Here is a 21053-nt window from a genome sequence, read left to right on the forward strand (position 1 = left end):
AAAAGTGTAACAAAGAGAGGATTAAATACCACCATTTTCACCCAACAAAAGATCAAAATGGTGCGCACCGTTTTCATACCCATACACCAGCTCCATCCCATGCAATGAAACGATATTTTTGACAATATACAGCCCAAGTCCCATGCCATTTTTTGTCTGTTCTGAAGTGGTGACAAAGGCTTCACAATAATGGCCGATAGGGTATTTAAGTGCGGCGCCACGGTTGCTAATACGCAAGCCTTTTTCGGTTGTGCAAACGGTTGCTTTTTTGTCGCTACTGTATTTAAGGGCATTGTCAATAAGGTTTTTGATAGCCAGTGCCAATAAATCAAAATCGGCCTTGACTAAAAAATCATGGGAAAGGCTTACATGTAAGCGTTCTTGCATCTGCGCTTCATCAAGCATGAGCGCGTCACACGCTTGCTCTACAATCAAAGAAAGGGGGCATTCTTGAAGTTTTAGGGTGTAGCTTTTGGAAACCAATTGCTCAATTTTTGAAAACTCATTGATAAGCAAATCCAAGCGCTCAAAGATGTTCACCAAGCGTTTTTTTTGCACTTCTTCTTTGACCATTTCTGAGACAATGCGCCCCTTTCCAATGGGTGTTTTTAATTCGTGCATAATGGTGCGCAAAAACAGTTGGCGCGAGCGAATCAAGTCACGGATTTTTTTAGCCGCGCGGTCGAATTCATTGGCCACCTCTGCAATCTCATCTTTTTTGTCACTCTTGCACGCAATCTCCATATCACCACTAGCAAAGCGCCGAATACTTCTACTTAAGGGTTTTAGTGGATAAATACTGCGCATAACGGAGACGTAAATTGAGACCAACACGGCAAGGGCAAGGGCAAAGGCCACCCACAAGAAATCATCCGCATACTTAATGTTTTGGTTTTCAAATACCACACGCACCGCAGGGTTATCCAAGAGCAAATAATAGCGTTTATTGTACACGATGGACGAGAGCGATCCTAGGGAAGTGGTGCGGTGAAAAACAATTTCCCCTTTTTCTAGCACCGAAGCCATAAGGTTGCGATTTTCCACTTGTTTAAGGCCAAAATGGCGAAAGTACGCTTCAATGTCTTTGGGCGGGGTATTGTTTTGGTGAAGTTGGAACAAATAGTTAATGGCTTGAAATTGGCGTTGTTGCATCGCTTCTAAGGAGCGCTGTGTTTGCATGTTATCAAGCAATAAAAACAGCAAACACACTAGCGCAAAAGAGATGCCAAAAATAGCACTGATACGGCTACTTAACGAGTGGCGGTTCATCCTAAGAGCTTATACCCAATGCCCCGCACCGAATGGATGTGTTTGGGTGTTTTGGAACTCTCTCCGATTTTGACACGCAACCTGCCAATAATCACATCCAAACTCTTAGAACCCTTATCTTTAAGGGATTTGCAGTTATATACTAACTGCTCTCTAGAGACCGAAAAGCCGTGCTGTTTGATGAGGTAATACAAAATCTCATACTCAGCGGGCGTAAGGCTCAAAGGGGTTTCGTCGTAGTAGATTTGGTGGCGCATGTCGTCGATGCGAAAGAGGGTTTGGGTGATGTGGGCTTGGGGTTCACTGCTTTTTTTGTAACGTCGAATCAAACTCACAATCCGTGCATACATTTCCTTGGGATCATAAGGCTTTGGCAAGTAATCATCCGCCCCAATTTGCAGGCCGATGACTTTGTCGCTCACATCGCTTCTGGCGGAGGAGATGATAATGGGGATGTCGTATTTTTCGCGAATCTCGCGGCATACATCAAGTCCGTCCATCCCTGGAAGGGTAAGGTCTAAAATGAGAAGGTCGTATTTTTTGACCCCCGCGCTTAAGCCCAAATAGGGGTCTTCATAATTGGTAATTTTAATATTATACTCGGCCAAATACTCGGCCAAAATCTGTGCAAACTCTGGGTCATCTTCTATCATCAACACATTAATCATTGCTTTCCTTTTAAAAGGGGCCTTAGCCCCTTCGCCTAGCTTCTTGGGCCCCTGTCTGGCATGTTTTGCATGTTTTGAACAAGCTTTTCACGCTGGTCTGGCGTGAGGATATTATATAGTTTTTCAATGTGTTTTGCCTTAAGTTCTGCTCGAGTTTGTGCATTTTTCATATCTGCTTCAACAAAAGCTTTGGCGTTAAATTTTGTCCCCTCAAAAGCCTTTTTCATCCCCTGCGTTCTCTCGCCTGGTTTCATGGATGAGAGCATTTCAACCTTCATTTGCGCTTGCAAAAGTCTTACTTCATGGGTTTGTTCGGGCGTAAGGTCAATGCCTTGAAGCATCATCATTCCTCTATTCCCTCGCTCCATGTTCCCTGGGCCGTTACCGCGCATCTCTTGGTTTTGACCACCCACCATGCCGCAATCGCGTTGCATCATGCCACCTTTTGCCCATGCGCCTGTTGCTGCGAGTGATCCTGCAAGAACCACCATTGCTACTGTTTTTCCTAGTTTCATCATTTCCTCCTTGGAATGTTTTGATAGGTGAAGTATAAAGCAAGGGCCTAAACAGGGCTTTAATCTTTTGTTAACGCAGTGCAACAAGGTTGTATTGCAAAACATTTTTAGGTAAAATAGCACTCTTCAAAAAGACTACATAAACAGGACTTTACCTTGGATTTAGATTATTATGAAATATTAGAAATCAGTCGCGATGCTGATGGGGCTACTATTAAAAAAGCCTACCGCAAACTTGCTATGAAGTTTCACCCCGACCAAAATCAGGGTGATAAAGAAGCCGAAGAACAATTCAAACGCATTAACGAAGCCTACCAGGTCCTCAGTGACGCACAAAAACGCTCCGCTTATGACCGCTATGGCAAAGCAGGACTAGAGCGTCAAGGCTTTCATAGCTACTCGGAGCAAAATTACGAAGACATTATGGACGACTTGGGGTCAATTTTTGAATCGGTCTTTGGCAGCAGTTTTGGCGGCCAAGGGCGTCGTCAAAAGCCCCGCAAATACCCCCTCGACCTTGAAACCTCCCTCACCCTTGCCTTTAACGAAGCAGTTTTTGGCTGCACCAAAGAGGTCTCTTACCGCACCAAAACCCCGTGCAAAACCTGCGAAGGCACAGGCTCAAAAGATAAAAAACTCTCTACATGTAAAGAGTGTGGGGGCAAAGGGCAAGTCTTTTTCCGCCAAGGCTTCATGACCTACTCTCAAACCTGCGGGGCGTGTAATGGTACGGGTGAATCTGTGAAAAACCCTTGCGGCACCTGCCACGGAAAGGGCTTTACCGAAGAAGAGGCGACCGTCACTGTTGATATTCCTGAGGGTATTGATACGGGGAATCGTATTCGTGCTGCGAGAAAAGGTAATGTGGACGACCAAGGACAAAAGGGGGATTTGTACGTACACATTCACGTCAAAGAGGACGACCATTTTGTGCGGCACAACGATGACATTTACATCGAAGTTCCCGTCTTTTTCACCCAAGCCGTGCTAGGCGAAACCCTCACCATCCCCACCCTAAAGGGCGAAAAAGAGTTAAAATTGCCCACTGGCACCAAAGACAAACAGCAGTTCTTGTTTGAAGGCGAAGGGGTACAAAATGTCCACACAAGGCGCAAAGGCAACTTGGTGGCACAAGTTAGCCTACGCTATCCTAAAAAACTCAACGAAAAACAGATAGGGCTTTTGCAAGAACTCCAAGCCTCTTTTGGCTACGAAAGCACCCCTCATGAAAAAAGTTTTGAAGGTGTGTTTGACAAAATTAAAAGCTGGTTTAGCTAGCACACTCTCTCCTTGGGCGCACCTTCTACGCGCCCAAACATTACAATCAAGATTTAAAGCTTCATTTTATATAATACCCCTTTTTTACATGTAACGAGGTTTTTATGCGTATTGTTTTGACCCTTTTCCTGACCCACGCGTTGCTCTTTGGAGCCATTAGACATTTTACTATTCATGAGATGGACGGGAAGGAAACAGGCAACAAACTCTTCATTATTGGAGGAATTCACGGAGACGAGCCAGGAGGGTATTTTGCCCCAGCTCTTGTGGTACAACACTACACCATCACCAAAGGCTCTTTGCTTGTTGTGCCTAACTTGAACTTTGACAGCATCGTTCAAAATCGCCGTGGTATCTACGGCGACATGAACCGCAAGTTTGACCACATTGACCAAAGCGATCCCGATTTTGAACTTGTGACCCATATCAAATCCCTCATCACCGACCCCAGTGTGGATTTTATCATCAACTTGCACGATGGGCGTGGTTTTTACCGCAGCACATGGGAGAGCGCCATTTTTAACCCGCGCGCCTGGGGGCAAGCCTATATTATCGATCAAAAAACCATTGACGATGTCAAATTTGGAAACTTAGATGAAGTAACCTCCCTCATGGTTGAGGCACTCAACCAAGGCAATCTTGCGGCACACCACCACCAATTTGATGTTAAAAACACCTACACCAAGGACAAAGATGAGCAGATGCGCATGTCCTTAACCTATTACGCCATCACCCATCTCAAGCCTGCCCTTGCCATTGAGACAAGCAAAAACATTACAGAACTCAACACCAAAGTCCTCTACCAACTTCTTTCCATGGAAGCCTTACTAAACCACATGGGCATTGTATTTGAGCGAGATTTTGAACTGACCTTAGAAGAAGTAGACCGCTTGCTTGCCAACTATGGCACCATGAACATCAACGACCGCTTTAGCCTTTCGCTCAGCGATGCGCGCAATGCCTTGCATTTTATTCCCATGCGCAAAGAGGGCAATGTCTTTACCTTTTCCCATCCTCTTGGCACAACCATCGACCGAGGCAGCTACCATCAAGTGATGATAGGCAATATTCCCGTTGCCAAACTTTATCCGCAGCATTTCCCCCTTACATGTAAGGCTAAAAGTGCAAAAATAGAAGTAGATGGGCACGTCCAAACCGTCTCTTTTGGGGAAACAGTGCGTGTTCAAAAGACCTTTAATGTTTTAAAAGATGATGCCTTTCGCGTAAACCTCATCGGGTTTGTCACCAAAGACCGCGACTCACAAGATGGCATCACGGTACAAAAAAGTGATTTTATCCCCCGTTTTTCCATCGACCAGTCTGAAACATCTTTCCGTGCCGAATTTTACGATAACGGAGATTTTTGCGGCACCCTCACGGTTGTGTTTGACTAAGGGCGCTATTGGGGAGCACGAGGTAAAGCACAATCTCTTCTTTAAGCCCTCCTGCTCGTTCTGGGGCTTCTTCTCCTGCACCAAAGAAATAATCCACCCGCGCTTCGCCACGAATAGCCCCGCCCACATCCTGCGCCACCACAAGGGGTTGGAGGTCATCTAACGCGCTTTCAATCACCAAAGGAAGCCCAAGGGGAATGTAGCGCCTATCCACCGCCACACTGCCATAAGGTGTCAACTCTACTCCCAGCGCACCCGTTGCTCCCGTCTCTTTTTGCATGAAAAAAACGTAGCTTGGATTGGCATGCATGATGGCATCTGCCTTATCAGGGTTTGCTTCCAAAAAGTCCCGAATCGACTGCATGGAAACGGTGTCAATGTAGCCTTTTTGGCGCATTAAACCCCCTATGGCACGGTAAGGGTGACCGTTTTGGTCAGCGTACCCAAGGTACATCACTTCCCCTTCTTCAAGCACCACCTTGCCAGAACCTTGGATTTGTAAGAAAAATGCGTCTACCTTACTGTCCACATAACACAACACTTCTGCCTCTACCCCTTTTTGGTCAATCTGCGCATGGGAAGCATAAGGCACCACCCGCGTGCCCTCCAACCTACCGCGCAGCCGCATGGAAGAGAGTTCACTGTAAAGGGAAGAAAGGTGGATGGAAAGCATGTCTTGTGGCCTTGCATAGAGGGGATAATAAAAAACCTCCGATTGGTTTTTGCTTCCCCGAAGCGTTGGCTCATAATACCCGCTCATTAAACCGCTAGAGGAGAGTTTTACAGGAGAAAACAACCTCTTAAAAGTTTCCAAATCCTGGATGCCACAATAAGGCGCAGTAAGGGTATTGTGTGCACAGCTGCGGTGAAAGGCTTCAAAAAAAACCGCCTCTTGCACGCCTTTGAGAGCAAGACGCTCCCACCCAACCACTTCACCCACTACAGGCAAAGAAGAGAGCATTAGGGTGTCTTGTTTGGGCGCACAACCCCAAAATGAAGCCAATAGCGCAACAACGCCCGCCGTTTGAAGCCAAGACACTACTTCAATTCCCCCCAATGTTTTCCTATGGCAACAGAAGTTTTCAAAGGGATATTAAGGGGGAAAATCTCCTCCATGCACTGTTTTGCCTTTTGAGCAAAGGCTTCTGCGTCTTCTTTGCGCACTTCAAAAATCAATTCATCGTGGATTTGCAATAAAAGTTTTGCCTTTTCATCCAACAATCCATCGTTTATTTTTAGCATCGCTAGCTTAATCAAATCCGCCGCACTCCCTTGAAAAACCGTATTGACCGATTCGCGCTCATACGCCGCAAGGAGCATGGGCGTGGCATTAGCATAATCAAAATAGCGCCGTCTGCCCAGCAAGGTCTCCACAAAGCCTTGTGCTTTGGTCTTTTCTTGCACCGACTTTAAGTACTCTTTAACCGTCGGAAAAGAGTCAAAATAACTCTCAATATACCCCGCAGCCTCTTTAGAGGGAATCCCTAATGTCTGCCCTAGTTTTCGCGCACCCATGCCATAGAGCAAGCCAAAGTTGATGCTCTTAGCGATGTTGCGTTTTGCAAGAGCTTCTTCCTCGCCAAAAAGCTTCACCGCTGTTTCTTGGTGGATGTCTTTGCCTTCGTTAAAGGCGCGCACAAGGGCAGGGTCTTGGCTAAAATGCGCCAACAATCGCAGTTCGATTTGCGAATAATCAATACCCACAAGCACCCACTCAGGCTCCGCTACAAAGCCCTCCCGCACCGCACGCCCAAGCTCTGTGCGCACAGGAATATTTTGTAAATTGGGCTCTTTGGAACTTAGTCTGCCTGTAGATGTCCCTGTTTGCAAAAAATTGGTATGCACACGCGAAGCTTTGTCTTTAGCCGCAAGCTTTATCAGGGGTTCAAAATAGGTGGATTTGAGCTTGTACAATTCGCGGTATTCTAGCAGCAAAGAGATGGAAGGATGGTCATTTTTGAGGGTTTCAAGCACACTCTCATCGGTACTGTACCCGCTTTTTGTTTTTTTCACCGCAGGCAATTTAAGCGTCTCAAACAACACTGTGCCCAGTTGCTTGGTGGAGTTAATATTAAACTCGCTACCCGTAAGGTGGTGAATCTCTTTTGTTAAAACCCCCAACCTTGTTTCCGCCGCCTCAAGCAGGGAGCGTAAAAAACGCTGGTCCACGCGAATCCCCTCTTCCTCCATGCGCATCAAGGTGAGCACAAAAGGAAACTCCACCGATTTTGCTAGGTCAATCATCGAGGGATCAAGCATTTGGATGAGTTTGTGGTAGAGCCGCAAGGTCATCCACGCATCTTCCCCCGCGTACACGCACGCTTCTTCTAAGGCCACGCTAGCAAAGGTTTCGCCGCGCTTGACCACCGAACCGAAGGAGACCATTTCGTGGCCAAAAAAGCGTTTAGCCAACGCATCAAGCCCTACCAAAGAACCCGGAGAAAGAAGCCACGCCAAAATCATCGTATCCGCATAAGGCACGGGCGGGAGCAGGTTAAAATTGTGATGCACGACCTTAAAATCAAACTTGCCATTTTGCACCACAAGCTTACATGTAAAGAGTTTTTCAAGGGCTTTGCGTGCCGCGTCTTTGGAGATTTGCTCAGGCACACCCAAATAACTGTGTGCAAGGGGAACATAATACCCTCGGTGGGCCTCAAAGGCAAAGGAAAACCCCACGATTTTGGCCGATTGGGTGTCAAGCCCATCGGTTTCTGTGTCAAACGCCACAACGCTTTGGGGGGTGAGTTGCTCCATAAGCGCTTCGAGCATAGCCGTGTCTTTAACCAGTACCGCCTCAAAGCCCTGCTCTTCTTTTTTAGGCGCACTAGGCGCGCTGCCAAGACGGCTAAGGATGCGCCTGAGTTCGTATTTTTCTAGCTCTTCTTTGATGTTAAGCAAAGGGTTTTCTTGGGGAAATTTAAACTGCTCAAAACGCCCTCCCACCTCTAGCGTGTCCACAAGGGCGGTGAGTTGCTTGCTCAAAAAGGCCTTATGTCTGCCCTCTTCTAGCAAGGCCCTATTGCGCACGTTAGAGACGTTGTCAAGGTTTTCATAAATCCCCTCAAGGGTTTTAAACTCCTCTAAAAGTTTTTTTGCGCCGCGGGGTCCAATGCCTCGCACGCCAGGAATATTATCTGCCGCGTCCCCCACCAAAGAGAGGTAATCTTGAATCTGGCAAGGAAAAACCCCAAATTTTTCCACGCAAGCTTCCGCGTTGATTTCGCTTTTTTTCAAGGGGTCATAAATCACTACGCGGTCATCGTCAATCAATTGGTACAAGTCTTTATCGTGGGTTACCACGCGCACTTTCATATCGTATTTTTTCGCAAATACAACCGCCGAAGCGATGATGTCATCGGCCTCGTAACCGTCCATGAAACATTTGTTAAAGCCCATTTTCTCAATCCACTCAATGGCAATGGGAAGTTGGGTTTGCAAATCTTGCGGTGGGGCGGGACGGTTGGCTTTGTAAGCAGGGTCTAGGGCGTGGCGAAAGGTTTTTCCCTTGGCATCTAAGGCAAAAAAGATGTAATCAGTGCCGTGTTCAAGGTCTAGGGTGTAGATAAAATTTGCAAAACCTGTGAGCAAGCCCGTGGGAACCCCTTGGGAATTGGTGAGGTTTGGCAGGGCAAAGTAGTTGCGAAAAAAAAATCCAAAGGTATCAATAATCGTTAAAGTTTTCATAACATTCCTAGTACGAGACATGCTCGATAAGTTGCTCAATGGCTTCAGCAAAGGCCATTTCATCCAGTTCAAACCGTTGGACTTCGCGAAGGGCCAGGGTAATGTTGCGTTCGCTCATAGGACCGTTAATAGCCACGGCCGTTTTGGCTACATGTAAAGACGCCGCAAAGCGCTTTGTTTCCAAATCAGGGGCATTGTGCGGGGTGTCACTGTAGCGAATGTATTGAATCATCGCTTCATCAAAACCCCAATGCTCAAACACCGCAGCAGTCACAAGGGCGGTGGTAGTCCCCACAAAGGTACGCTCAACCTCCATGAGATTATGGGCCATGGCCACTTCTGATTTAAAAGGCACCACCTCATCGCTACGCACAATCTGATCCGCAATCAAAATCTTTCCCGTCTCTTGCAACAATCCGCTTAAAAACAACAAATCCCGCTTGGGTGCATCGAGTTTTTTATACCATTGGCGCATGAGCATCCCTTGGAGGTTGGAAATATCCACAAAGGCTTCAGGAGTAATGCCATAGGGCGCGATGTCCATTTGCAACAGTTTTTTCACAGAAATCCCTGCAACCAACGCCCTTGTAGTGGTCATCCCAAAGAGCGATACCGCTTGGAGTACGCTTTTAATCTCGCGGGAAAATCCATACAAAGGGGAGTTGGCAAGGCGCAATAAACTTGCAACGAGCATGGGGTCTTTTTCGATGACCTTCGCAAGCATTTGCGTGGTACCGTTTTCGTCGCTACAGATGGCGTTGATTTTTTGAAAACTCTCGGGGAGTGGCGGAAGTGCCTTGATTTGTTCAACCATTGAAATCAGCATCTTAGTTTCCTTTTCCTAGTGTTTTTGCTAAAAATTTTCCCGTGTAACTGCCTGTTTTTACGTGGGTTTTTGCTAACATCTTAGGGGTTCCTTGGGCGACAATACGGCCACCCTTATCCCCGCCTTCTGGGCCCATGTCGATGACATAGTCGCAATTGGAAATTACATCCAAGTTGTGTTCAATCACCAAGACCGAATTACCCAAATCCGTCAAATGGTGCAACACCTTCACCAGCCTGTCCACATCGGCAAAATGCAACCCCGTGGTGGGCTCATCCAGCACGTAAAGGGTTTTGCCCGTATCTGAACGGCTAAGTTCTTTGGCTAATTTAATACGCTGCGCCTCCCCGCCACTAAGGGTGATGGCGTTTTGCCCAAGGGTAATATACCCCAAGCCCACGTCGTAAAGGGTTTGAAGCTTTTGGGCAATCTTGGGGATGGCTTTAAAAAACGCGAGCGCTTCGTCTACGCTCATGCCAAGCACATCGGCAATGGACTTGCTTTTGTATTTAATCTCTAAGGTTTGAGGGTTATACCGCGCCCCATGGCAGGCGTCGCACTTGACCATGATGTCTGGCAAAAAGTGCATCTCAATCTTAATCTCGCCCTCCCCTTGGCATTTTTCGCACCGGCCACCTTTGACGTTAAAAGAAAAGCGTCCGACCTTGTAGCCGCGAATTTGCGCCTCTTTGGTTTTGACAAACAAGGCACGAATCTCATCCATCACGCCCGTGTAGGTTGCCGGGTTGCTTCTAGGCGTTCGGCCGATAGGGCTTTGGTCGAGGTAAATCACTTTGTCCAACTGCTCCAGCCCTTCGCACTCTACCCCTTGCACTTTTTTGACCTTGCGTGCGCGGTTGAGCATCTCTTTGGCCACAGGCAAGAGGGTTTGGAGAATGAGCGAACTTTTCCCACTCCCACTCACTCCTGAAATGCCTACTAAATTCTTCAATGGAATCTTTACATGTAAGGCTTTGAGGTTATTGATGGTGACATTAGAAAGGGAAATCCAGTGCTTTTGGGGGCGATTTTGCGGGTAATAGGACCCTTTTTGGCCCGAGAGGTACTGGGCGGTAAGGGTGTTGCTTTTGTACAAATCCTCTACCGTGCCTGCAAAAACAATCTCTCCGCCAAACTTCCCAGCTGCTGGACCGATGTCCACGACAAAATCTGCCGCGTCAATGGTCTCTTTGTCGTGCTCTACGACGATGACAGTATTGCCCTTTTGTTGCAAGTTTCTAAGGGTCTTAATGAGCTTTAACGTGTCGCGCTCGTGCAGTCCGATGCTAGGTTCATCGAGTACATACATCACCCCCGTCAGCCCGCTTCCAATCTGTGAAGCGATACGAATCCGCTGGGCTTCACCCCCGCTAATAGTCCGCGCGTCCCGTCCAAGGCTCAGGTAGCCAAGTCCCACATCGTACAAAAAATGCAACCGCTCGTTAATCTCTTTTAACACAGGGGCAGCAACCACTTGTTCCTGGGGACGTAAATAGGAAAAATTTTCTGCATCGCTAAAAAACGCCACGCTTGCCTCAATGGGCATGGAGAGCACCGAAGCGATGCCTTTATCCGCCACCCGCACCGCTAAGCTTTCTTGGCGCAGTCTGGCACCTCCGCAGCGGTCACACACTTTTTCACTCATGTAATCGCCCAAATCTTTTTCGTCTTTGAGCATGTCGTAGGCCAGTTTAATCACCCCTTCCCATTTTCGGGTGAGTTTGTGGCGTTTCCACAAAAACTCTACTGGCTCCACACCTCCGTGCAAAATGGCTTTTTTTTCATATTCCTCCAAACTCTCAAAAGGCACCGTGGTGTCAATCTTGGCGGTTTTACAAAAGGCAGTGAGAAATTTAAAATAATACCCCCGATTAAACCCGTACATGAGCTTAATCGCCCCCTTTTCCACACTAAGCTCTTCATCGATAATCTTGGACAAATCCAAGGTGTAGCGAATCCCAAGGCCATCGCACACAGGGCATGCACCCTTGGGGGAATTAAAGGAAAAACTAAGGGGTTCAAGGGGTTCAAAACTTATCTTACATGTAAAGCACGCAAAGTGTTCGCTGTAGTGGACATGGGCGCGATCTAAGCCCACTTCTTCGTGGTTTAAAATCTCTAATTCCACCTCGCCATAACTTTCCAAAAGGGCTTTTTCAATGTCTGCCCCAATACGCTCATGGCTTTCCGCGTTCATCACCACGCGGTCAATGACCACTTTGATGGTGTGTTTTTTGGTTTTAGAAAGCTCAAACTCCTCGTCCAAGCGTACCATTACCCCATCCACCATGGCCCGCACAAATCCTTTGTGGCGCAAGGATTCAAGCATGTCCGCAAAGGAGCCTTTTTTCTCGCGTACTAGCGGTGCCAAAATCACCACCTTGGTTCCCTCGGGAAGTTTGAGCACTTCTTGGATAATGTCAGCACTGGACATTTTAGAGATGGGCTCCCCGCACTGGTGGCAGTGCTGTTTTCCCACGCGCGCGTACAACAAACGCAGGTAATCGTAAATCTCCGTGATGGTTCCCACGGTAGAGCGGGGGTTTTTGCTTGTGGTTTTTTGGTCAATGGCAATAGCAGGCGTGAGCCCTTCGATTTTATCCACATCAGGTTTGCCCACACGGTCTAAAAATTGGCGTGCGTAGGAAGAGAGTGACTCGATGTAGCGGCGCTGGCCTTCGGCGTAGAGTGTGTCAAAGGCTAAGGTGCTTTTACCGCTTCCTGAAAGGCCCGTAAAGACCACCAATTTATTTTTTGGAAGGCTAAGGTTGATGGATTTTAAATTATTTTCGCGTGCACCCGTGATGTGTATCATACGTATTTATCCTAAGAGTTTATTCAATGTTAATGCCAACAATATGACATAGAGTCCGATTAAGAGGTATTTTTGCTTTTTGCGTTCGACAACGTGCGATTGTTTGGCCCCAGCATAGACGCCCGCAAGAGAGGCGATACCCAACACCAAACCCGCGCGGTAATCAATCAATCCGTGATAACTCATGCTGATAAAACCTGAGACGGAAGAGAAAATCACAAAAAAGAGCCCCATAGAAACAGCGCGTTTAATATCATACCGCATCAAGCCCACTAAGATGGGCGATAAAAACAGCGCTCCACCAACGCCAATGCTAATGGCCACCATGCCCACACCAAATCCAAGACCAAACAACAAGGGCTTGGAGCGGATAGCTTCGCCGCTAGGAACAGCAGGAGCACGCGCAAAACGGTAGATGGAAAAGACCAAGGCAAAGGTAAAAATAACCATGAGCATCTGACCCGAGAGCACCGTGACAATCAACCCGCTCTGGGTCGCACCCAAAAATCCGCCGACGCCAATCAACAGGCCATCATTTAAGGCAAGTTTACCATGTTTGTAGTTGACATAGGAGCCAAATATTGAGCTAAACATCATCTGCATGACGGAAATGGCGATGGCTACTTTTATGTCATACCCAAGGTATACCAACGCAGGAACCAAAACCGGCCCTCCGCCAATGCCAAAAAATCCCGAAATAAATCCAACGCCGATTCCTAGGAATACAAGTTCTAACACATACGCTCACTTTCAGTAATGAAACTTACTTCGCCTCAATACAATCACCAAAATACTGGTCTATTCACGGTATCTTGGGGCGTTCCACGAAGCGTAATAAAAGAGGTCTATTGTACCCAAGCGGCTCTTAATCTCTTATTTGGGCCTGTTTTAGTTCCCTTTTAGTAAGATTTTACTCCACTTTGAGTACAATGAATCCTTAAAACCCCTGTAAGAGAGGATCTGCAGCGATGCTTTCGGCAATCAACGACTCGACGACCTATTTTTGCAGTGACATTTTAGGCTTTGAAGTGACGCCATGCACCTGCCTTGGCACTTCGTTTTTTGGCGCCTCCATCCCCCTTACATGTAACGCCACAGAGCACCATTTTTACCTTTTTTTTGAAGACGGGGTCTTAAACAATTTTGGCGAAATTCTTTTGGGAGAAAGCGCGTTGTGTGAGGCGGATTTGGATGATTTATGCAAGGAAGTGGCCAACCAAATCATTGGCCATGCGAAGGTTTCTTTGGAAAAACAATACCCGCAAAACCACTACCAACTTGGCACACCTGAGTTTTTGGGAGAAATCCCCTCCCCCCTTCCTGTGTGCTTGGAAGAGTTTTTGCTTTATGAACTTCAAGGACACACATTTCTTATTGGCAAAAGGACAGCATCGTGAGCGACACCACTCCACCACTGATTCACCACGCACTCATCAAGGGGTACGAAGACCTTTTGGATATTGGTGTTGAATTTATTTCCGAACTGGGCATGACAAGCATGAGCATTAAAGAGCTTTTACGCCTTGAAAAAGGGTCTGTTATCGACCTTGAAAAACCCGCAGGGGAGAGCGTTGAGTTGTATATTAACAACCGTATTTTTGGCAAGGGCGAAGTGATGGTGTATGAAAAAAACCTGGCGATTCGTATCAACGAAATCCTTGATTCAAAATCTGTTATTCAATACTTTAAGAAAGAGGTTTTATGAGATTTATTGCTCTTCTTCTGTGTGCCACATTTTCCCTTTACGCCTCCAATTTACTCACCCACAACATCTACGAACGCAGCGACAGGGTCGATATCATGCTCTCTTTTGATGCGCCTTACGAGGGGAGGATTCTTCAAAAAAAAGAGGGAGACTTAATCATTTTAACCCTTGAGGACCTTTATTTTAACGAATTTGTTGAACGCGCCATTAACTCTTCCATCCTCCAAGAGCTTACCCTTGAGCCCGTGGAAAACAGTACGGCGGTTATCTTAAAAAGCAACCAAGACATTTCCGTGCTTGCCTCTAAAACCGTCGATGGTTTTGGCCTACGCATCAGAGCGCGCCTTTCTAGCACCCCTGCGCAAGCCGCACCCTTGGTTACCACACCCCTTCCAAGCACCCAAAGTCAAAGCCTTGTGGATGGCCGCTACATGCTTGTAATTGGCATCATGCTTTTTTTACTTTTAGTGCTTTTTTGGGTCAAGCGCAAGGTTTCCCTAGCCTCTTCAAGCGGAAAATCCCCTTGGCTCTTCCCCCAAGGCCCCAGCACAGAAGCGCTAAAAGTTTTGTACCAAAAACCCCTAGATGCTAACAATAAAGTCGTCTTACTGGAATTTGAAAAACACCAATACCTCATCGTCACAGGCAGCTCTAACCTTTTGCTAGAACGTTTTGGCGAGGGAAGGGTGCGCGATGATGGGGAATTTAAAAATGTGTTTGAGCAAAATCGTCAAAAACTCGACGAATACTTGCGTATTCAACAAAACCAGCTAAGTTCCTACAAGGAAAAAGCAAGCCAAGATTTTACGCCAACACGGTAAATGTTTTATTCTGTTCTTGCGGTTTATTGCTTTGTTTTTGTGGGCTTTTTTGCCAAAAAATGGTTTCAAGACCAAGTGCAAGAACGCTCCTTCGTGGTGCTTTCTCTTTATTTTTTTCAACCCATCCTTGCCTTTTGGGGGCTTTCAACCCGCCCCCTTAACACGGAACTGCTTCTGGTTCCTTTGTGGTTTTTTGCCGGCATTGGCATCTGCCTTGTTGTTAGCTTTAGCATAGCGACCTTCTTTTTTAAAGACACCCAAGAGCGCTCCATCCTCACAGCAGGTGCTATCATTGGCAACACAGGAAACCTTGGCATTCCTCTTGGCATCGCTATTTTTGGGGAAGCTTCAGTGGTTTACACGTCACTCATGACCTTGTGCAATATCTTTTTACTTCAGACCGTAGGTGTTTTTTTATACTCGCGGGGCAATTATTCCTTGCGCGCCTCACTCCTTAATATCGTCAAACTCCCCGTTATTTGGGTGGGCCTCATCGCACTGGGCCTTAACCTGTTTCACGTGCGTATTGAGGAAAATATTTTTAGAGCCCTTGAAATGGGTGCGCACACCGCCCTCACCTTTCAACTTCTCACCTTTGGTATGTTTCTTAATCAAGTCAAACTCCGCTCCCTTAATATCAAACTGCTCATCCACACCAACCTCTTAAAATTTGTCCTATTGCCCATGCTTTTGTTCCCTTTCTTTCTTTGGCTAGAACTCTCTCCCTTACTCACGGGGGTGTTGCTTTTGCAACTGAGTGTGCCCATGGCGGTCAATAACATCAACTTTGCTTCGCTGTATTATTGCCGTCCCGTGGATGTAACGTCCATGGTTTTGGTCACTTCGGTTGTGTATATGGGGTATTTAGCGGGGATGATTTGGGCGTTTAAGTGGTTGGGGATTCTAGGCTAAAAAAGGCATCAATACACGCACGTGCCATCAACGCTTCGTCAATGCGATTGATGGTATCGCGAAAGGTACTGGCATTGGGGTACCCTTTAGAGTAGGTATGAAGGTGCTTGCGGAAAATACTCACCCCTTTTTCTTGGTAAAAATCAAGCATTGCATCAAAATGCTCCAAAACAATCGCCCGTACCAGTGCAGGTTCAACGGTGGTGCTTTGGTGCTTGATTTGATGAAAAATCCACGGGCTTCCCACGGCACCGCGCCCAATCATTAACCCTTCGCAGCCCGTAAACGCCTTTACATGTAAGGCTGTTTCAACATCTTTAATGTCTCCGTTGGCAAACACCGGGATGTGCACACTGGCCTTTGCTTCTCTAATGGCCTCATAATCCACCTTTGCATGGTAGCCACCCGATCGGGTACGGCCATGCACACTGAGAAAATCTGCTCCAGAAGCTTGGGCTATTTTAGCAATTGCACTGGGGGTTTTTTCCGCAAAACCCAGACGCACTTTCGCGCTCGTGTACTGCTTCGTAGAGGTGGTTTTAATAGCTTCAATAAGGGCTCCAAGCTTAGGCAAATCCAGCAAAAGCGAAGACCCCGCACTTTGGGCAATCACCTTTGGCACAGGACAACCGCAGTTTAAATCAATCCCATCAATCCCCTCCATGTCATTGAGCATCCGCACGGCTTCTTTTAAAACACGCACATCCGAACCTGCAAGTTGGACAATATAGGGAGATTCAAGGGGAGATTTTTCGAGCATTTTGAAGGTTTTTTTGGATTGGTAGACCAAGGCATTGGCACTAATCATTTCCGAAACGGTCACGTCCGCCCCAAAACGCTTTGCCACACGCCGAAAAGGCAAATCCGTAAAGCCCGCCAAGGGGGCAAGTGCTAAGGGGCACTTGCTAAAATCAATACCGTTCATTTAGACAAAAAGCGAGGTGTCGCAGTGTTTTCCGTGGTCTCGCAAAAAGAGGAGGAGTTTAAATTTTACCAAATCGTCTTTGTCGCTATTTTCCAACACTTCACGCACGCGGTCAATCATTTGCAATTCAAACAACACATACAAAAAGGCATCACATGCCTCTACACGTGCATTGTAAAGTTTTTCAAACAGCATCACCACAGCATCGGGGTTAAGGATGGGAAGGAGAATCTTTGCCGCTTCAATGAGTCCTTGCCTAGAAAGGGCAGGGTTTGCTAGCAAGGCTTCACATTCTAACTCTTCCATATGAAGGGCATCTTCACTGTCTGCGTGACGGCGCAACAAGCCCAAAATCATCCCCTCATCAAGGGTTCTGCCCAAACGTTTAATCTCTGCATACGAAGCACTTTGAAGCAAAACCTCAAAGGCTTTGACGCACAAGGGGGTTTCATCTAAAACACAGTTTTTTAAAAAATCGCCAGCTAGTTTTGGGTTATTATTAAGCTGATTGAGTTTGTTGCGCATCACAAGCGGATTGTCTTGACGCAATTTGTATTTTTTAAGTTCAACCACTTCGCCTTGACGCACCCGTACTACCACGTCTGCTACGGCTCTAAGTTCTTCATTCTCAATCCCCTCTGCTGTTGCTTCTGGCTTTAGGGTCATGCGAGAAATAAGCTCTGCGGGCAATTTGAACCAGTGGGATTTAAACCCAACATTGAGCTCTTCTCCCAAAAGTGACGCTTTGGCTGCGTCGATAAAATGCTCATAATCTTTCTTGCGGGCACGCTCTTGAAGCCCGGCTTTCGCGTAGTAAAATACCATGTGCACCACCGAGGCGATAACCAGTGCAACACAAGGAACAATCACCCACAACGCCACGGGAAGTGTCACGCTAACACCAAAAAATTCTCTGCTAAGTTGGGCGCCTTCAAAGCTAAAGACGTACAACCCAACCGCAACAATAAATACCAACGAGAGGAGAATGTAGCGTTTAATTCCCATGGGGCAGTCCTTTATTTAGCTGTTTTTTCAATAATCTCTCGGCACACAATGCAATACTTCGCATGGGGCTTTACTTTGAGTCTTTGTATACCAATGTCTTCTTCACACATATCACAAATCCCATAGGATCCATTGGAAATCTTGCTCAACGCAATCTCGATTTCAACCAATTCACGGCTTTGCTGGGTGGAAATTGCTTGTTCAATCATGCGGTCTGTGCTGATGGAAGCAAAATCTGCCTCATCGTTCGCTTCGCTTTCATTCAACCCTTCAATCTCACGGTGCGCGTCTTCAAGATTTTTCTTGATCTGTCGTTTTCGCTCATGGAGCAACTCTTTAAAGTACTTCAAATCACTCTCGTGCATCGTCTTCCTTTGGCGATTATTTGTGATAAGGATGGTGATGGTTAATACACAATCCTCGGTAAATTTGCTCAAACAAAACCACTTTCGCGATTTTGTGTGCGTATGTTAGTCTACTTAAGCTTATAACCTTTTGATGCTTAGTTAGAAAATCCGCGCAAAATCCATACGCCCCGCCAATAAAAAAACGGACGTCTGATTCTGAAGCAATCATTTTAGCAAAAGATGCACTCTCAAGGGACTCCCCTTGCACATCCAAAGCCACACAAAAGCCCTTCATGTGGGGCTCAAAAGCTTTTGTGTAAGCCTCTTTTGCGGCCAAGGCATCCACTGTTTGTGCCTTGGCGATCTCTTTATTAAAGACCACAACATCCTCAAGTTTAGCATACCGAGAGGCTTGCTTAACATACTCTTTGACCATTCCATCGACAAAGGCGCTTGAGGATTTTTCGATGGAATACACACCAATCCTCATCCGTGAGGCTCTTTGAGTTTAAACGTAAAATCTCCATGCTCTAAGGCCGTTGGCACGGCGACTGGCGCGCTTAAAAAACGCAACATGTCGCCAACACTTTTTTTCATGTCATTACGCTGAACAATCATATCAATCAACCCATGCTCAAGCAAAAACTCCGAACGCTGAAAGCCTTCTGGCAAGTCTGCCCCAATGGTTTGCTTAATCACCCGCTGCCCCGCAAACCCAATGAGCGCACCAGGTTCTGCCATGATAATATCTCCCAGCCAAGCAAACGAAGCACTCACGCCTCCCATGGTCGGGTCGGTTAGGATTGAAATATACGGGAGCTTTGCTTTGGAGAGTTTTTTAAGCGCGGCGGACGTTTTGGACATTTGAAGCAACGAAAAAGTGCTTTCTTGCATCCTTGCTCCCCCGCTAGCACTCACGATAACCAACCCGTGGCGTTGGTCGATGGCCCGGTGAATCGCCCGTACAATTTTTTCGCCCTCTACCGAGCCTAAACTTCCCCCCATAAAACTAAAATCAAACACTACCAATTCCACAGGTAGCGTTTCTATCTTACATGTACCGCTAATCACCGCAGCATGTCGGCCTGTTTTTTCAAAGGCCTCTTGAATCCGTTTTTTGTAGGATTTTTTATCGACAAATTTCAAAGGATCTACGGGTGCTAAGGCCGTGTCAAACTCCTCAAAACTGCCCTCATCACTCAAGAGCTCGATACGTTTTTGGGCGCTTATTCGCATATGAAATCCACATTTTGGACACACGTTAAACTGGTTTTCAATCTCTTTGTAGTACATGAGTGACTGGCACTGTTGGCATTTAATCCAATGGCTTGGCGCCTCGGCAGGGGCGGATTGTTGCCGTCTTATTTTTGAAAATATTTCGCTAAATTTCATCGTCTACACCCTGATTTTAAAGAAAATTTCGCTCATTGTATCCAAAAGTTCCTTATGGGCCCTTAGGATGGCCCATAGTTGTACATGTAAGCTTTTTGACAAGGCAAGGAGTTACTTTAAAAGGGTTTCAATGATAGCTTCAGCTGCTTTTTTTCCCTCAGCAGCAGCCGTTACGACCAAATCTGAACCCCGCTTGCAATCACCACCTGCGTAAATACCCGATTTTGTTGTTTCAAACCGTCCATTCACAACAATTCCTCCCCACTTGTTTACCTCAATACCGTTTTCGGCTAAAAACTCTGGCACGCTGGGCGAAAATCCTAGGGCAAAAATCACCACGTCCCCGTCCACGCGAAAATCGCTCCCTTTGACCACTTCTACATTTTGACGCCCAGATGCGTCCTTGTTGCCCAAAATCGTCTTTTGCATCTCAATACCAATGGCCTTGCCTTCGCTGTTAACCAACACTTCTTTGGGAGAAACGTTGTAGATAAACTCCGCCCCCTCCTCCAAAGCATTTTTAAACTCTTTTTTGGAACCGGGCATATTGTATTTATCCCGTCGGTATAAGCACGTTACACTCTTAGCACCTTCTCGAATCGAAGTACGGATGCAGTCCATGGCCGTATCGCCGCCGCCAACCACAACCACATTGCGTCCCTTCACATCCACCACAGCACTTTTGGTTTCTTGAAAAAGTTTTTGTTGAATGGAGCGCAAAAAATCAATGGCCATCACCACGCCAGGGGCTGTGTCGTTAGCAAGATTAGGACGCTTTGAGGTTTCTGCCCCAATGGAAACAAAGACCGCATCGTGCGTACTGGCAATGGCATCAAAGCTAATATCTTTCCCCACTTCTGTGTTTACATGTAAGTGCATTCCTGCTTCTTCTAGCCAACGAATCCTGCGAAACACCACCTCTTTTTCCAACTTAAACCCAGGGATGCCATAGGTCATGAGCCCCCCTGGACGGTTTTGTCTTTCGTACATGGAGACCGCAATGCCCGCACGCAGCAAGTAGGTCGCCGCGGCAATGCCCGCAGGGCCCGCCCCAATCACCGCCACTTTTTTCGTGGTTGTAATGCCTGGAAATTCCGGTCGCAACCCCCGCTTAAACCCGTTTTCACTGATGAACGTTTCAATCGCACCGATGGTGATGGCGCCATGGCCATCATTAAGCGTGCAATCTCCCTCACATAACCGGTCTTGCGGGCAAATCCTTCCTGTGATTTCAGGAAAAGGATTGGACTCGTTAGAAAGGGCAAAGGAGAGTTTCTCATCGTACTTGCTTGTAGAGCGCAACCAAAAAGGGATGAAATTGTGCAAGGGACATTTGCTGTGGCAAAAAGGGTCGCCACACTGAATACAGCGCCCTGCTTGCGAAGAAGCCTCTTCCTTGGTCATCACTTCATAAATCTCTCGAAAATCCTTAATACGCTGGGTAGCGTCACGGCGCTTTGGCTCAAGGCGTTCAACGGTAATAAAATTTTGCAT

General features: G+C 46.8%; 20 protein-coding genes. 6 read left to right on the forward strand and 14 right to left on the reverse strand.

The features are described from left to right. Positions 1-21: 21 nt before the first annotated feature. The 3 genes from AC5SLM_RS07430 to AC5SLM_RS07440 are packed head-to-tail and all read right to left on the reverse strand — an operon-like array spanning position 22 to position 2452. On the reverse strand, positions 22-1269 hold the full coding sequence (locus AC5SLM_RS07430; RefSeq protein ID WP_495250305.1) for an ArsS family sensor histidine kinase: 1248 nt from the start codon (positions 1267-1269) through the stop codon (positions 22-24). Next, on the reverse strand, positions 1266-1937 hold the full coding sequence (locus AC5SLM_RS07435) for a response regulator transcription factor (protein WP_495250306.1): 672 nt from the start codon (positions 1935-1937) through the stop codon (positions 1266-1268). The genes AC5SLM_RS07430 and AC5SLM_RS07435 overlap by 4 nt, the downstream gene beginning before the upstream one ends. A gap of 35 nt (positions 1938-1972) precedes the next feature. Beyond that, positions 1973-2452, reverse strand: coding sequence for a Spy/CpxP family protein refolding chaperone (locus AC5SLM_RS07440; RefSeq protein ID WP_495250307.1), 480 nt, complete (start codon positions 2450-2452; stop codon positions 1973-1975). 156 nt (positions 2453-2608) lie between these two features. Here AC5SLM_RS07440 and dnaJ point away from each other — a divergent pair, with 156 nt between their 5' ends. Then, positions 2609-3730, forward strand: a complete 1122-nt coding sequence (dnaJ, locus tag AC5SLM_RS07445; protein WP_495250308.1) for a molecular chaperone DnaJ — start codon at positions 2609-2611, stop codon at positions 3728-3730. 104 nt (positions 3731-3834) lie between these two features. Beyond that, positions 3835-5124, forward strand: coding sequence for a M99 family carboxypeptidase catalytic domain-containing protein (locus tag AC5SLM_RS07450; RefSeq protein WP_495250309.1), 1290 nt, complete (start codon positions 3835-3837; stop codon positions 5122-5124). On the opposite strand, the gene mltA is transcribed toward AC5SLM_RS07450, so the two are convergent. From mltA to AC5SLM_RS07475, 5 genes are read right to left on the reverse strand one after another with little or no spacing between them, the layout of a single operon-like run. Continuing rightward, complete coding sequence (gene mltA, locus AC5SLM_RS07455; RefSeq protein ID WP_495250310.1) at positions 5105-6181, reverse strand: murein transglycosylase A; 1077 nt, start codon at positions 6179-6181, stop codon at positions 5105-5107. The two genes, AC5SLM_RS07450 and mltA, sit on opposite strands and share 20 nt — an antisense overlap. Beyond that, the gene (gene polA, locus AC5SLM_RS07460) at positions 6163-8811 is read right to left on the reverse strand and encodes a DNA polymerase I (protein ID WP_495250311.1); all 2649 of its coding nucleotides are present in this window, start codon (positions 8809-8811) and stop codon (positions 6163-6165) included. The genes mltA and polA overlap by 19 nt, the downstream gene beginning before the upstream one ends. A 7-nt stretch (positions 8812-8818) precedes the next feature. Continuing rightward, on the reverse strand, positions 8819-9637 hold the full coding sequence (locus AC5SLM_RS07465; RefSeq protein ID WP_495250312.1) for an HDOD domain-containing protein: 819 nt from the start codon (positions 9635-9637) through the stop codon (positions 8819-8821). Between the two features lies 1 nt (position 9638). Next, complete coding sequence (gene uvrA, locus AC5SLM_RS07470) at positions 9639-12452, reverse strand: excinuclease ABC subunit UvrA (RefSeq protein ID WP_495250313.1); 2814 nt, start codon at positions 12450-12452, stop codon at positions 9639-9641. A 6-nt stretch (positions 12453-12458) separates the two neighbouring features. Continuing rightward, the gene (locus AC5SLM_RS07475) at positions 12459-13190 is read right to left on the reverse strand and encodes a sulfite exporter TauE/SafE family protein (RefSeq protein ID WP_495250314.1); all 732 of its coding nucleotides are present in this window, start codon (positions 13188-13190) and stop codon (positions 12459-12461) included. A gap of 230 nt (positions 13191-13420) precedes the next feature. On the opposite strand from AC5SLM_RS07475, the gene AC5SLM_RS07480 reads away from it, so the two are divergent. Genes AC5SLM_RS07480 through AC5SLM_RS07495 form a run of 4 tightly spaced genes read left to right on the forward strand, consistent with a single transcriptional unit; the run spans position 13421 to position 15890 of the window. Further along, positions 13421-13849, forward strand: coding sequence for a hypothetical protein (locus tag AC5SLM_RS07480; protein WP_495250315.1), 429 nt, complete (start codon positions 13421-13423; stop codon positions 13847-13849). After that, positions 13846-14157 carry a flagellar motor switch protein FliN gene (gene fliN / locus AC5SLM_RS07485; protein WP_495250316.1) on the forward strand — a complete coding sequence of 104 codons (312 nt, stop codon included), beginning with the start codon at positions 13846-13848 and terminating at the stop codon, positions 14155-14157. The genes AC5SLM_RS07480 and fliN overlap by 4 nt, the downstream gene beginning before the upstream one ends. Continuing rightward, positions 14154-14978 carry a hypothetical protein gene (locus tag AC5SLM_RS07490; protein ID WP_495250317.1) on the forward strand — a complete coding sequence of 275 codons (825 nt, stop codon included), beginning with the start codon at positions 14154-14156 and terminating at the stop codon, positions 14976-14978. Before fliN ends, AC5SLM_RS07490 begins: the two co-directional genes overlap by 4 nt. Beyond that, positions 14979-15890 (forward strand): AEC family transporter, encoded by a 912-nt coding sequence (locus tag AC5SLM_RS07495; protein WP_495250318.1) that lies wholly within the window; start codon positions 14979-14981, stop codon positions 15888-15890. Here AC5SLM_RS07495 and AC5SLM_RS07500 read toward each other — a convergent pair. The 6 genes from AC5SLM_RS07500 to AC5SLM_RS07525 all read right to left on the reverse strand — a co-directional run bounded on the left by AC5SLM_RS07500 (position 15865) and on the right by AC5SLM_RS07525 (position 21053). Further along, positions 15865-16815 (reverse strand): tRNA dihydrouridine synthase, encoded by a 951-nt coding sequence (locus AC5SLM_RS07500; protein WP_495250319.1) that lies wholly within the window; start codon positions 16813-16815, stop codon positions 15865-15867. The two genes, AC5SLM_RS07495 and AC5SLM_RS07500, sit on opposite strands and share 26 nt — an antisense overlap. Further along, positions 16816-17820: a fatty-acid--CoA ligase gene (locus AC5SLM_RS07505; RefSeq protein ID WP_495250320.1), complete on the reverse strand. Its 1005-nt coding sequence runs from the start codon at positions 17818-17820 to the stop codon at positions 16816-16818. It lies immediately after the preceding gene. A gap of 11 nt (positions 17821-17831) precedes the next feature. After that, the gene (gene dksA / locus AC5SLM_RS07510; RefSeq protein WP_495250321.1) at positions 17832-18185 is read right to left on the reverse strand and encodes an RNA polymerase-binding protein DksA; all 354 of its coding nucleotides are present in this window, start codon (positions 18183-18185) and stop codon (positions 17832-17834) included. A gap of 16 nt (positions 18186-18201) precedes the next feature. Continuing rightward, positions 18202-18657, reverse strand: coding sequence for a 23S rRNA (pseudouridine(1915)-N(3))-methyltransferase RlmH (locus AC5SLM_RS07515; RefSeq protein ID WP_495250322.1), 456 nt, complete (start codon positions 18655-18657; stop codon positions 18202-18204). Further along, on the reverse strand, positions 18654-19559 hold the full coding sequence (accD, locus tag AC5SLM_RS07520; protein ID WP_495250323.1) for an acetyl-CoA carboxylase, carboxyltransferase subunit beta: 906 nt from the start codon (positions 19557-19559) through the stop codon (positions 18654-18656). Before accD ends, AC5SLM_RS07515 begins: the two co-directional genes overlap by 4 nt. 111 nt (positions 19560-19670) lie before the next feature. Beyond that, the gene (locus AC5SLM_RS07525; RefSeq protein WP_495250324.1) at positions 19671-21053 is read right to left on the reverse strand and encodes a glutamate synthase subunit beta; all 1383 of its coding nucleotides are present in this window, start codon (positions 21051-21053) and stop codon (positions 19671-19673) included.

It is taken from the genome of Sulfurospirillum sp. HTRB-L1 (genome assembly GCF_059415125.1).